2 protein-coding genes are annotated in these 14,392 nt (G+C 76.5%); both read right to left on the reverse strand.

Features of this window, described 5'->3' with window-relative positions; genetic code table 11:
• Window positions 1-26: 26 nt before the first annotated feature.
• Complete coding sequence (locus AB0D01_RS37685) at window positions 27-10,265, reverse strand: type I polyketide synthase (RefSeq protein WP_363063545.1); 10,239 nt, start codon at window positions 10,263-10,265, stop codon at window positions 27-29.
• Between the two features lie 83 nt (window positions 10,266-10,348).
• On the reverse strand, window positions 10,349-14,392 hold a 4,044-nt coding region (locus AB0D01_RS37690; protein WP_363063547.1), incomplete at its 5' end, for an SDR family NAD(P)-dependent oxidoreductase.

Here is a 14,392-nt window from a genome sequence, read left to right on the forward strand (position 1 = left end):
GGAGGCGCGGGAGCGGGGGTCAGGGGTCAGGGGAGCTTGAGGATCCATTCGTCGACGGCGGTCGCCGTGGTGTGCGCGTGGCGTTCCATCAGCGTGTAGTGGTTCCCGGGGACTTCGACGACCGTCCCGGCGTGCTCGGGGGTCGGCGGCCGGTCGTCGGCGCCCTCCTCGGCGCGCTCTTCGCCGCCCGTCATGGGGTCGTCCGCGCGGACGACCAGGGTGGGGGCCCCGACCTCCGGGGCGTCCCAGTCCTCGAACAGGGACAGGTAGCCGCCCATCGCGGTGAGCTGGGTGCCGGGAGCGGAGACGAAGTCGAAGCGCTCCGCCTGCTCGCGCACCACCGCGGCCTGGAACCGGTCGGCCATGCCCTGCCCGCGGCTGAAGCTGTCGAGCATCACGACGCCCTCGACGGGGCGGCCCAGTTCCTCCAGCCGGCGGGCCACCGCGTGCGCCACCCAGCCGCCCGAGGAGTAGCCGACGAGCACCACCTGTTCCCCGCCCGCGCACGCCTCGACGGCCGCGACGTGCACCGCCACGAGCGCCTCGACGTCGCGCGGCAGTGCCTCGCCCGGGGCGAAGCCCGGCTCGGGCAGGCCCCAGACGGTGCGCCGGCCGCCGAACGCGGCGGCGAACCGGGCGTACTGGTGCACCCCGGAGGGGGCCATGTACGGGCCGAAGCAGACCAGGTGGGGGCCTTCGGCAGGCTCGCCGTGGGCCAGCCGGACCGGAACGGTCCGGTGTCCGGCGGCCGACGCCGCGTCGAAGTCCGGGCGCAGTCGGGCGACGGCCCTGACCATCTCGATGGCCTCGGCGAGGCGGCCCTGTTCGCCGGCCGTCCGGTAGAGGTCGACGATGAGCCCGTCCTCCCGCCCCTCCGCGGCGCCGGCGGCGTCGCCCGCGCCGGGGGCGCCTGCGGTCGAGGGCCGTCCGAGGAGACCGACGATCCGGGCGGTGACGGCGGCGGGGGTGGCCTCGTCGAAGACCAGGGTGGTGGGCAGCCGGAGGCCGGTGGCCCGACCGAGCCGCTTGGCCAGGCGGACGGCGGTCAACGAGTCGAAGCCCAGCTCCAGGAAGACGTGGTCCTCGCGCACCGCGTCCGGGGACGGGTGCCCGAGCACGGCCGCGGCCTCGGCCCGTACGAACTCCAGCGTCGCGGAGGCGTGTTCGGCCTCCGACAGTGCGGCGAGCCGGCGGACCAGGAGGGGTTCGCCGTCGGACGGGTCGTCCCGGCCGGCGTCCTCGGCAGCCCGCAGGCGGCGCACCTCGGGCAGGTCCCCGATCAGCGGGCTGGGCCGGGCCGCGGTGAAGGCGGGCGCGAAGCGGGTCCAGTCCACGTCGGCGACGACCACGTGGTGGTCGGCGCGGCCGACGGCCCGCCACAGGGCCCGCACGGCGAGGTCGGGGTCCATGGGGGCGAGGCCGCGCGGGCGCAGCCGTTCCTCGGCCGCCCGGTCGACCATGCCCCCGCCGGCCCAGGCGCCCCAGGCGACGGAGGTGGCGGCCAGGCCGCGGGCCCGACGGTCCTCGGCGAGGGCGTCCACGAAGGCGTTGGCCGCCGCGTACCCGGCCTGGGCGCCGCTGCCCCAGGCGGCGGCGCCGGAGGAGAACAGCACGAAGGCGTCGAGTGCGCGGTCGGCGAGCAGTTCGTCCAGGTGGGCGGCGCCCGCCGCCTTCGCTCCCATGAGGGCGGCGAAGTCGGCGACGGTGGTGTCCGCGAGCAGGGCGGGCGTACCGACACCCGCCGCGTGCACGACGGCGGTCAGCGGCGGCAGGTCGACGAGCGAGTCCAGGAGCGCGGCCACCTGCGTCCGGTCGGCCACGTCGCAGGCGGCGACGGTGGCGCGGACGCCCGACGCCTCCAGTTCGGCGGCCAGTTCCCGGGCACCCTCGGCTTCGGCGCCCCGACGGCCGGCGAGCACCAGGTGCTCGGCGCCGCCGGCGGCCAGCCGGCGGGCCACCAGGCCTCCGATGTGGCCGGTCCCGCCGGTCACCAGGACGGTGCCGCGCGGCTGCCAGCCGGGCCCGGAGGGTGCCTCGCCGGCGGGCGCGCGGAGCATCCTGCGGACGAGGGGACCTTCGGCGCGGATCGCGATCTGGTCCTCGCCGCCCGCGCCGGACAGCGCCGCGACCAGCCGGCGTCCGGTCCGCCCGTCGGTGGCGCGCACGTCGGCGGGCAGGTCCACGAGCCCGCCCCAGCGGTTCGGGTGCTCCAGGGCGGCGACCCGGCCGAGCGCCGCCACCGGGGCCTGGCGCACCGCGTGGAGGCGGTCGTCGGGCCCGGTGGAGACCGCGCCCCGCGTCACGCACCACAGGGGGGCGTCGACGCCCGCGTCGCCGAGCGCCTGGACGAGGAGCAGGGTCGTGGCGAGGCCGAGGGGGACGGCGGGGTGCCCGGGGTGCGCCGTCTCGTCGAGGGCGAGCAGCGACAGCACGCCGCTCGCGTCGCGTCCGGCCGCGCGCAGCAGGTCGGTGAGGGCCGGTCGGTCCTCGTCGCCCGCCAGGTCCAGGCGTACGATCCGCGCGCCGTGCGCGGCGAGTGAGTCCAGGGCGAGTTCGACCGCCGGGTCCTGCCGCCCGCACGGCGGGACGACGACCGTCCAGGTTCCGATGAGGGCGGGAGGCGTCCGGTCGGGCACCGGCTTCCAGTCGATCCGGTAGCGCCAGGCGTCCGTCGCGGCCTCGTCGCGGCGGTCCCGGTGCCAGGCGTGCAGGGCCGGGAGCGCCGAGCGCAGCGTGGCGTCCTCGTCGAGGCGCAGCTCCTCGGTGAGGGCGGTCAGGTCCTCGCGTTCGACAGCGTCCCAGAACCCGGCGTCCGCGGCGGTCACGGAGGGCGCGGGCGCGTCCGCCGCGGTCGGGTCGGCGTTGTCGAGCCAGTACCGCTGCCGCTGGAAGGGGTAGGTGGGCAGTTCGGCGGGGAGCGGATCGCCTCCGCCGAGGACCGTCCGCCAGTCGACGGGGACGCCGTGCGCGTGCGCCTCGCCGAGTGCGGTCAGGAAGCGGCGGGGGCCGCTCTCGGTGCGGGTCAGGGTCGACAGGACCGTGGTGGCGGCTCCGTCGGGGCGGGCGTCGTCGACGGTGTCCTGGAGCCCGTAGACGAGCACCGGGTGCGGGCTGATCTCGATGAACACCCGGTGTCCGGCGGCCAGGAGGCCTCGGGTGGCCGACTCGAAGCGGACGGTCCCGCGCAGGTTGCGGTACCAGTAGGCGGCGTCGGGCGGGCCGTCGAGGGGTTCGCCGGTCACCGTCGAGTGGAACGGGACCTCGGGGGTGCTCGGCGTGAGCCCGGCCAGTTCCGCGGCCAGGTCCTCGCGCAGGGCCTCGACCTGGGCGCTGTGCGAGGCGAGGTCCACCCGGACGCGTTTGGCCCGCACTCCCTCGGCGGCGCAGGCTTCGAGGAGTTCGGCCAGCGCCTGCGGGTCGCCGGAGACGACCACCGTGCGCGGCCCGTTGACGGCGGCCACGCTCAGCCGGCCCTGCCAACGGGCCAGCCGGGCGGTGGTCTCGGTCTCCGACGCGGCGACGGAGACCATTCCGCCGCGCCCCGAGAGGCGTACGAGGAGGGCGCTGCGGCGTGCCACGAGCCGGGCGCCGTCGGCCAGGGTGAGGGCCCCGGCGACCACGGCCGCCGCGATCTCGCCCTGGGAGTGGCCGACGACGGCCGCCGGGCGGACCCCGGCGGCGCGCCACAGTTCGGCGAGCGCCACCATCACCGCCCACAGCGCGGGTTGCACGACGTCCGGGGCGACCGGCGGCGGGGCGCCCTCGGCCCCGCGCAGGACGTCCTCCAGGGACCAGTCCACGTACGGGGCCAGGGCCCGGCCGCAGGCGGCGATCCGGTCGCGGAAGACGGGCGAGGTGTCGAGGAGTTCGACGGCCATGCCCGCCCACTGGGAGCCCTGGCCGGGGAAGACGAACACGGGCCGGTGCGCGCCGGCGGCCGTGCCCCGGACCGCCGACGCGTCGGCGTCGGAGGTCGCGAGGGCTTCGAGAGCGGCGGCCAGTTCCTCGCCGTCCTCGCCGACGACGACGGCGCGTTCGTCGAAGGGGGTGCGGGTGGTGGCGAGGGCGTACGCGACGTCGCGCGGGCGGGCGTGGCCGCGGCGCAGGAGCGCGGCGAGGCGTCCGGCCTGCGCCTCCAGGGCGGGGCCGGTCCGGGCCGACAGGAGCAGCGCGGTGGCCCGCGAGTCGAAGGGCCTCGGTGCCGGGGCGCCGCCGTCGGAGGCGTCGGAGGCGTCGGGGCCTCCGGTGTCGGATTCGATGTCGGGGCGGGGGGCCTCCTCGATGATCACGTGGGCGTTGGTGCCGCTCATCCCGAAGGACGACACCCCGGCCCGGCGGGGCCGGCGGCCGTCCGCCTCCCAGGCGACCGGCTCGGTCAGCAGCCGGACGGCGCCCGCGCTCCAGTCCACGTGCGGGGTCGGCTCGTCGGCGTGCAGGGTCCTGGGCAGCAGGCCGTGGCGCAGCGCCTGCACCATCTTGATGATGCCGCCCGCCCCGGCGGCGGCCTGCGTGTGCCCGATGTTGGACTTGAGGGAGCCCAGCCACAGCGGCCGGTCCCCCTCGCGTTCGCGCCCGTACGTCTCCAGCAGCGCGGACGCTTCGATGGGGTCGCCGAGTCGGGTGCCCGTACCGTGCCCCTCGACCGCGTCGACGTCGGCGGCGCTCAGCCCGGCGTCCGCGAGGGCCTGGCGGATGACGAGCCGCTGGGCCCGGCCGCTGGGCGCGGTGAGGCCGTTGGAGGCGCCGTCCTGGTTGACGGCGCTGCCGCGGACGACCGCGAGGACGGGGTGCCCGTTGCGGCGGGCGTCGGACAGCCGCTCCAGCAGCAGCATGCCGACGCCCTCGCCCCAGCCGGTGCCGTCGGCGTCGGCGGAGTACGCCTTGCAGCGGCCGTCGGCGGCGAGCGCGCGCTGCCGGCTGAACTCGACGAAGGCACCCGAGCCGGACATCACGGTGACACCGCCCGCCAGGGCCATCCCGCACTCGCCCCGGCGCAGCGCCCCGGCCGCCATGTGCAGGGCGACCAGCGAGGAGGAGCAGGCCGTGTCCACGGTGACGGCCGGTCCTTCGAGGCCGAGGGTGTAGGCGACGCGCCCGGAGGCGACGCTGGCGGCGTTTCCGGTGCCGAGGTAGCCCTCGACGTCGGCGGGGACGGCCAGGCCGCGCCGGACGTAGTCCTGGTATCCGGATCCGACGAACACACCGGTATGGCTTCCGCGCAGGGTCGCCGGGTCGATGCCGGCGCGTTCGAAGGCCTCCCACGAGGTCTCCAGCAGCAGTCGCTGCTGCGGGTCCATCGCGATCGCCTCGCGGGGCGAGATGCCGAAGAACGCGGCGTCGAAGTCGGCCAGGTCGTAGAGGAACCCGCCGGCCCGTGCGTAGGTCGTGCCCGGGTGGTCGGGGTCCGGATGGTAGAGGGAGTCCAGGTCCCAGCCGCGGTCGTCGGGGAACGCGGACATCGCGTCCGTGCCCTCCTCGACCAGCCTCCACAGGTCGTCGGGCGAGTGGACGCCGCCCGGGTAGCGGCAGCTCATCGCGACGATCGCGATCGGTTCGTCGTCCGCGCCCGTGCGTCCCGGCGCGCCCGGGTTCCCCTCCGTTTCGTCGGTGCCGAGCAGTTCGACGAGCAGCCGGCCCGCCAGGTCGAGCGCGGACGGGTGGTCGAAGACCAGGGTCGTGGGCAGCGTCAGGCCGGTGTCCGTCGCCAGCCGGTTGCGCAGTTCGACGGCCGTGAGCGAGTCGAAGCCCAGGTCGCGGAAGGCCCGCCCGGGTTCGACGGCCTCGGGGCCCGGGTGCCCGAGCACGGCGGCGGCCTCGGCCCGTACGAGTTCCAGGAGCGTACGGTCCCGATCGGCCGGGTCCGCCGCGGCGAGGGTGCGGCGCAGGGCCGTCGCGGTGTCGGCGGCCCCCTCGGGGTGTGCGTCGCGGCCGGTGGCGTCCCGGACCTCGGGGAGGTCGCCGAGGAGCGGGCTGGGGCGGCCGACGGTGAAGGTCGGGGCGAACCGGGCCCAGTCCACGTCGGCGACGGTCACCGTGGTCGCGCCCCGGCCCACCGCCCGGTCCAGGGCGGCGACGGCGGCGTCGGCGGCCAGCGGTTCCAGGCCGCGCCGGCGCAGGCCGTCGGCGATGCCGTGGCCGGCGGCCATGCCCGCGTCGGCCCACGGCCCCCAGGCGACGGCGGTGGCCGCCAGTCCGCGCGCCCGGCGGGCGGCGGCGAGCGCGTCGAGCTGGGCGTTGGCGGCGCTGTAGGCGGCCTGGCCGCCGGCGCCCCACACGCCGGCGATGGACGAGAACAGCACGAAGGCGTCGAGCGCTCCTCCCCCGTCGGCGTGCTCCCGCAGGAGTGCGTCGAGGTGGACGGCGCCTGCCACCTTCGCGGCCAGGACGGCGTCGAAGGCGGCCGGATCGGTGTCGGCCAGCGCCGCCGGGGTGTCGATGCCCGCGGCGTGCACCACGGCGGTGAGCGGGCCGTACGCACCCGTCCCGCCCGGTGTGCCCGGTGCGTCCGTGAGGTCGGCGAGGAGTCGGGCCACCGCGTCGCGGTCGGATACGTCGCAGGCGGTGACGGTCACGCGGGCGCCCAACGCCTCCAGTTCGGCGGCGAGTTCCGCGGCGCCCTCGGCGGCGGGGCCCCGGCGACCGGCCAGGACGAGGTGTTCGGCTCCGCGACGGGCGAGGAGCCGGGCGACGTGGGCGCCGAGCGCACCGGTGCCCCCGGTGATCAGCACGGTCCCCCGGGGCTCCCACCGGGCGTCGGGCCCGGCGTCGGACCGGGCCTCACCGCCGGCCGTGCGCGCGAGGCGCCGGGCGAGGACGCCGTCCGCGCGCAGGGCGAGCTGGTCCTCCGGGCCGGAGCCGGCGAGGACGCCGACGAGGCGGGCCAACGCGCCGGTGTCGCAGTCCCGGGGCAGGTCGACGAGGCCGCCCCACCGCGCGGGGTGCTCCAGCGCGGCGACCCGGCCCAGACCCCAGATCTGCGCCTGGGCGGGGGCGGGGGGCGGGTCGTCGTCCGCCGGTGTGGACACCGCGCCGCGGGTGGCGCACCACAGGGGTGCCCCGATGCCCGCGTCGCCGAGGGCCTGGATCAGGGTGAGGGTGCCCGCGGCGCCGGCGGCGAGGGCGGCGAGACCCGCGACCGGCCGTTCGTCCAGGGCGAGCAGCGAGACGACGGCGCGGGGGGCGGCGTCGGCCACGATCCCGCGCAGTCGGGCGGTCAGCGTCTCGCGGTCCGCTTCGGCGTCGACGGTCAGTGCGGTGGTGCGGGCGCCGAGGGCGGCGAGGGCGTCCGCGAGGCCTGCGGCGATGTGCCCGGCTTCCGGGTCCGCGCCTTCGGCGGGCACCACCAGCAGCCAGTGCCCTTCGGCGGCGTCGGCCTCCGGGTCGGGCACCCGCCGCCACGTGACGTCGTACGTGTGGTCCTCGGGCCCCGGCCGGCCGCGGCCGGTGGGTGCGGCGGCCCGGAGCCAGTACTCCTCGCGTTGGAAGGCGTAGGTGGGCAGGTCGACGCGGCGCGCGCCCCGGCCGGCGAAGACGGCATCCCAGTCGACGGGGGCGCCGCGGACGTGGAGGCGGGCGAGCGCGGTGGTGAGGGCGACCTCCTCGGGGCGGTCCGCGCGCAGGGCGGGGATCGCGGCCCGTCCGGTGTCGAGGACGCCTTGGGCGAGGGCGGTCAGGACGCCGTCGGGGCCGATCTCAAGGAAGGTCTCGACCCCTTCGCCGGCGAGGTGGTGGACGGCGTCGGCGAAACGCACGGCCTCGCGGACGTGGCGCACCCAGTACTCCGCCGAGGCGAACTCCTCGAACGGTACGGGGCGTCCGGTGAGCGTGGAGACGATCGGCAGCCGGGGGGCCGCGAAGGAGACGCCCTCCACGACGGCCCGGAACGCGTCGAGCATGGGGTCCATCAGCGGGGAGTGGAAGGCGTGGGAGACCGTCAGCGCCTTCGTCTTGCGGCCCTCGGCCGCCAGCCGGTCGACGACGGCCGCGACCGCGTCCGCCTCACCCGAAACCACCACCGACGTCGGCCCGTTGACGGCGGCGATGCCCGCCCGGTCCTCGAAACCGGCCAGGAGGGCTCGTACTTCCGCCTCCGAGGCCTGGACAGCGGCCATCACGCCGCCTGCCGGCAACTCCTGCATCAGGCGGCCCCGCGCGGCCACCAGACGGGCCGCGTCCTCCATCGACAACACCCCCGCCACATGCGCCGCGGCGAACTCCCCCACCGAATGCCCGGCCAGGAAGTCCGGCCGCACACCCCACGACTCGACGAGACGGAACAAGGCCACCTCGATCGCGAAGAGGGCCGGCTGAGCGTAGGCGGTGCGGTTCAGCAACTCCGCGTCCTCACCGAACACCACCTCGCGCAGCGGACGCTCCAGGTGCCGGTCCAGCTGTGCGCACACCGCGTCGAAGGCGTCCGCGAACACCGGGAAAGCGGCGTACAGCTCCCGCCCCATCCCGAGCCGCTGGCTCCCCTGCCCCGAGAAGAGGAACGCGGTTCCGGCCTCGCGACCGCTCACCCCCTCGACCACCTGTGCGGCGGGTGCCCCCTGGGCCACCGCCCGTACGCCGGCGACGAGTTCGGGGAGTTCGGTGCCGATGACGGCCGCGCGGTGCTCCAACGTGGCGCGCGATCCGGCCAGGGAATGGGCGACGTCCAGGGGGCTGACGTCGTCCAGCCCCAGGACGTGCGTCAGCAGGCGCTCGGCCTGTTCGCGCAGGGCGGTGCCGTTGCGGCCCGAGAGGGTCCAGGCCACGGGCAGGGGTGCGGCGGCCGGGTCGGCCGGGGTCGGCCCGTCGGGGCGTTCCTCGGGGGCGGGGGCCGGTGGGGCCTCCTCGATGATGGTGTGCGCGTTGGTGCCGCTCACGCCGAACGAGGACACGGCGGCCCGGCGCAGGCGACCGTCGCCGGTCCACACCACGGGCTCGGTGAGGATGCGTACGGCGCCGGAGGACCAGTCGACGTGCGGGGTCGCCTCCTCGGCGTGCAAGGTCCGGGGCAACACCCCGTGACGTATCGCCTCCACCATCTTGATCACACCACCCACACCGGCAGCCGCCTGCGTGTGCCCGATGTTCGACTTCAACGACCCCAACCACAACGGCCGATCCACCGAACGACCCTGCCCATAGGTGGCCAGTAGTGCCTGCGCCTCGATCGGATCACCGAGCCGCGTCCCCGTCCCGTGCGCCTCCACCACGTCCACGTCCAGCGCCGACAGTCCCGCGTCCACCAACGCCCGCTCGATCACCCGCTCCTGAGCCGGACCGTTCGGCGCCGTCAGACCGTTCGACGCACCGTCCTGGTTCACCGCCGACCCACGCACCACCGCCAACACCGGATGGCCGAGACGCCGGGCGTCCGACAACCGCTCCACCAGCAACATCCCGACACCCTCACCCCAGCCGGTGCCGTCGGCACCCGCCGCGAACGACTTGCAGCGGCCGTCGGCGGCCAGGCCGCGCTGCCGGCTGAACTCGGTGAACATGCCGGTGGCCGCCATGACGGCCGCGCCGCCGGCCAGGGCCATCGAGCATTCGCCCCGGCGCAGCGCCTGGACCGCCAGGTGCAGGGCCACGAGGGAGGAGGAACAGGCCGTGTCGACGGTCAGGGAGGGGCCTTCGAGGCCGAAGGTGTAGGAGAGCCGGCCGGAGGCGACGCTGGGGGCGGTGCCGGTGAGGAGGAACCCCTCCAGCTCCTCCCTGGTGTCGCCGCCGCCCGCGTAGCCCTGGTAGGCGAGTCCGACGAACACGCCCGTCCGGGAGCCCTTGACGGAGGTGGGGGCGATACCGGCGCGTTCGAAGGCCTCCCAGGCGACCTCCAGGAGCAGCCGCTGCTGCGGGTCGGTCGCCAGGGCCTCGCGGGGGGACATCCCGAAGAGGTCGGGATCGAAGCGGCCGGCTTCGTGCAGGAACCCGCCCTCGCGGGTGTAGCACGTGCCGGGGACCTCGGGGTCGGGGTCGTAGAGTCCCTCCAGGTCCCAGCCGCGGTTGGTGGGGAAGCCCGTGACGGCGTCGGAGCCGCTCTCGACCAGCTTCCAGAGGGCTTCGGGGCTGTCCACCCGCCCCGGGTAGCGGCAGCTCGTCGCCACGATGGCGATCGGCTCCTGGTCCTTCGCCTCGGCCTCGTGCAGGCGGCGTCGGGTCTGCTTGAGGTCCGCCGTCACGCGCTTGAGGTAGTCCAGCAGCTTCTGTTCGTTCGTGCCGCTCGCGCCGGCGCTCTCGTTCGCGCTCTCGTTCGCGCTCTTCGCGTTGTCGTTCTGCATGTCTCTTTCACCCGCCGGGAAGTGTCAGGAGGAGTGGTGCGGTGGTGCGGCCGCGTTGGTGTGCACCGTGCTCACGGGGCTGCTCAGGAGCCGTCGAGTTCCTGGTCGACGAGGGCGAAGATGTCGTCGACGGTCGCGTCCCGGAGCTGTTCGTCGGAGGAGGCGGGGGCCCGCCCGGGTGACGTGTCTCCCGCTCGCCCGTCGGGCGTCGCGCTCTCGTCGAACGCCGACAGCAGTCCCAGCAGACGGGTCCTGATCCGGGACCGCACCGCTTCGTCGTCCGCTCCGAAACCGCCGAGGCCGGCGAGGACGCCCTCCAGTCGTTCCAGTTCCCCGAAGACCGTCAGGGCCGACGCGGCGGCCGCCGGCTCGGGCACGAGGTCGAGGCGGATGCGGGCGACGAGGGCGGCGGGGGTGGGGCAGTCGAAGACGAGGGTGGCCGGGAGTCGCAGGCCGGTGGCGGCGGCCAGCCGGTTGCGCAGCTCGACCGAGGTGAGCGAGTCGAAGCCGAGCAGCTTGAACTCCCGGTTGCGGTCGACCTCGCGCGGGTCCTCGATGCCGAGTACGGCGGCCACCCGGGTGCGTACCAGGTCGAGCAGGACCGCTTCGCGTTCGGGCTCGGACAGCCGGACGAGCCGGTCGCGCAGGGCGTCGGCGCCGCCCGCCGGGTCGGACTCGCGCACCGTGCGGCGTACGGCCGGCCGGACGAGACCGCGCAGGATCGCCGGTACGGGCCGCCGCGCACCCCCCTGCGGCTCGCCGGCCCTTCGCCGCGGGGTGTCGAAGCGCACCGGTACGGCGACGGCGTGTTCCCCGGTACGGGCCGCGTCGAACAGCGCGAGGCCCTCCTCCGGGTCGAAGGGCACCAGCCCGGAGCGGGCCATCCGGTCGCGCGCGGCCCCCTCCAGGCCCGAGGCCATGCCACCGTCGGCCCAGGGGCCCCAGGCGAGGGCGGTGGCGGGCAGTCCGGCGGCCGTGCGGCGCTGGGCGAGCGCGTCGAGGAAGGCGTTGGCCGCCGCGTAGTTGCCCTGCCCCGCACTGCCGAGGGTCGCCGCCACGGAGGAGAACAGGACGAAGGCCGACAGGTCCGTGTGCCGGGTCAGTTCGTGCAGGTGGAGCGCGGCGTCCACCTTGGGGCGCAGGACCGCGTCCAGCCGGTCCGGGGTGAGCGAGGCGACGACTCCGTCGTCCAGGACGCCGGCGGCGTGGACCACGGCGGTCAGCGGGCGTTCGGCGGGGACGGCCGCCAGCACCGCAGCCAGTGCGTCCCGGTCGGCGGCGTCGCAGGCTTCCATGGTCACGGTCGCCGCGCCCGCGGCGAGCAGGTCGTCACGCAGCGGGCTCGCCCCCTCGGCGGCGGGGCCGCGCCGGCCGATGAGCAGCAGGTGCCGTGCGCCGTGTTCGGCCACCAGGTGGCGGGCGACGAGCCCGCCCAGGGCCCCGGTGGCGCCCGTGACGAGCACGGTGCCCGCCGGGTCGGGCTCGGTCGGGACCGTCAGCACGAGTTTGCCGATGTGCCGGGCCTGGCTCAGGTGGCGCAGCGCGGCGGGCGCCTGTCGTACGTCCCAGCAGGTGCGGGGCAACGGCCTGAGCCTGCCGGCCTCGAACAGGGCCACCAGCTCGCGGAGCATGACGCCGATCCGGTCGGGGCCCGCCTCGATGGTGTCGAAGGCCGTGTAGTGGGCGCCCCGGTGCTCGCGGGCGACGGCGCCGGGGTCCCGGACGTCCGTCTTGCCCATCTCCAGGAAACGGCCCCCGTCGGCCAGGGTCCGCAGGGAGGCGTCCACGTAGGCGCCGGCGAGGGAGTTGAGGACGACGTCCACCCCGCGCCCCCCGGTGACGTCCCGGAAGCGCCGCTCGAAGTCGAGGTCGCGCGAGGAGGCGAGGTGGTCCGGGTGCAGACCGGTCGCCCGCAGCGCCGCCCATTTGCCGGGCCCGGCGGTGCCGTGGACCTCGGCGCCGAGGTGACGGGCCAGCTGGGTCGCGGCCATGCCGACGCCGCCCGCCGCGGAGTGCACCAGCAGCGTCTGTCCGGCCCGCAGGTCCGCCAGGTCGACGAGGGCGTAGTAGGCGGTCAGGAACACGATCGGCACCGAGGCGGCCTCGGCGAACGTCCACTTCTCCGGCATCCGCGCCACCATGCGGTGGTCGGCGACGGCGAGCGGCCCGAACGCCTCGGGGATCATGCCGAACACCCTGTCCCCCACCGCGAGGCCGGTGGTGCCCGGCCCGGTCTCGACCACGACACCGGCGCCCTCGCTGCCGAGCGTGGCTCCGCCCGGGTACATGCCGAGCGCGATCAGGGCGTCGCGGAAGTTGACGCCGGCGGCGCGCACCGCGATGCGGACCTGGCCGGCGCCGAGCGGGGCCGCGGCGGCGGGGTTCGCGGTCAGGGCGAGGTCGTCGAGGGTGCCGGCGGCTCCGGCGGCGGCGCCCGTGGTGAGCCTCCAGTGCGTCGTGCCGGGGGTGGGCCGCAGCCCGTCCGCGGGCGTGCGGCGGGCGAGCCGGGGGACGTACGCCGTGCCGCCGCGCAGCGCCAGCTGCGGCTCACCGGTCGCCAGCGCGGCGGACAGCACCCGCGCGGACGGCCCGGGACCGCCCGGCCCCTCGGGGTCCGAGGAGCCGTCGGGGGCCGAGGTTCCGTCGGGGTCCACGAGGTCCACGAGCACGAGGCGTTCGGGGTTCTCCGACTGCGCGGACCGTACGAGGCCCCAGAGCGCGGCCTGGGCCGGGTCGGTGACCGTGGAACCCGCCTCGGGGGCGACGGCACCCCGGGTGAGGAGCACCAGCCGCGAGCCGGCGGCGCGGTCGTCACCGAGCCAGGTCCGCAGGAGCGCGAGGCCCTCCCCGACCACGGCGCGGACCTCCTCGGCGTCGCCGTCGGCGGCCGGGCCCGCGCCCTGCGGCGCCGGCACCAGGACGGTCTCCGGGAAGGACTCCATGTCGGCCGGGCGGGCGAGGAGGGCGAGCAGGCCCGCGTGGTCCTCGACGCGTACGGGACGCGGGGTGTCCGGAGCGTCCGTCCCGGCGAGCGGGAGGACCGGCCAGTCCATCCGGTACAGGGTGTCGGGGTGTGCGACCCGACCGGCCTCGGACAGCCGGTCGGAGGTCACCGTCCGCAGCGCCAAGGACTCGACGGAGGCGACCGGCCGGCCCGTACCGTCGGCGACGAGCAGGGACACCGTGTCCGGGGCGGTCGAGGTCAGCCGCACCCGCAGGGCCCGCGCGCCGGTCGCGTCGAGCCGTACGCCGTTCCAGGCGAACGGGACCCGCCCCTCGCCGGTGTCGGGCAGGAGCCCGCCCAGGCCGACCGCGTGCAGGGCGGAGTCGAGGAGCGCCGGATGGACGCCGAAGCCGTCCACGGCGGTGTCCGGCGGCAGCGCGACCTCGGCGAACACCTGTCCTTCGCGGCGCCACAGCGCGCGCAGCCCCCGGAACAGCGGGCCGTATCCGAATCCGAGCTCCGCCAGCCTCTCGTAGTACCCCTCGATCGGGACGGCCCGGGCGCCTGCCGGCGGCCACTGCGCCAGCTCCTCCCCCTCGCCGGGCGTCCGGGGCTCGGGGGCGAGCAGCCCCACCGCGTGGGTCGACCAGGGCTCGTCGGGGGCGTCGGCGTCCGGCCGCGAGTGGATGCGTACGGTACGGCGGCCCTCGTCGTCGGGACCGGTCACGGCGACCTGGATCCGCAGCCCGCCCCGGGCCGGCAGGACCAGCGGGGCCTGGAGGGTCAGTTCCTCCACCCGGCCGCAACCCGTCTCGTCGGCGGCCCGGACGGCGAGGTCGAGCAATGCCGTGCCGGGTACCACTGCCGCCCCCATGACCTGGTGTTCCGTCAGCCAGGGCTGTGCGGTCGTCGAGAGCCTGCCGGTGAGTACGGCCCCCTCGCCGTCGGCGAGGGCGACGGCGGCCCCGAGCAGCGGGTGGTCGGCGGAGCGCAGCCCGGCGCTCGTGAGGTCCCCGGTGGCGGGCCCGGCGTCGAGCCAGTGGCGGGTGCGCCGGAAGGCGTAGGTGGGCAGGTCGACGCGGCGCGCGCCCCGGCCGGCGAAGACCGTCTGCCAGTCGACGGCCGTGCCGTGGACGTGGAGCCGGGCCAGAGCCGTCGTGACGGCCTCCTCCTCGCCCCGGTC

Source organism: Streptomyces sp. NPDC048606 (assembly GCF_040650855.1).
Classification (GTDB): Bacteria; Actinomycetota; Actinomycetes; order Streptomycetales; family Streptomycetaceae; genus Streptomyces.

Bases quoted from the DNA above. Each gene is read 5' to 3' on its own strand.
- AB0D01_RS37685 (WP_363063545.1), bottom strand. From the start codon at position 10,265: ATGCAGAACGACAACGCGAAGAGCGCGAACGAGAGCGCGAACGAGAGC.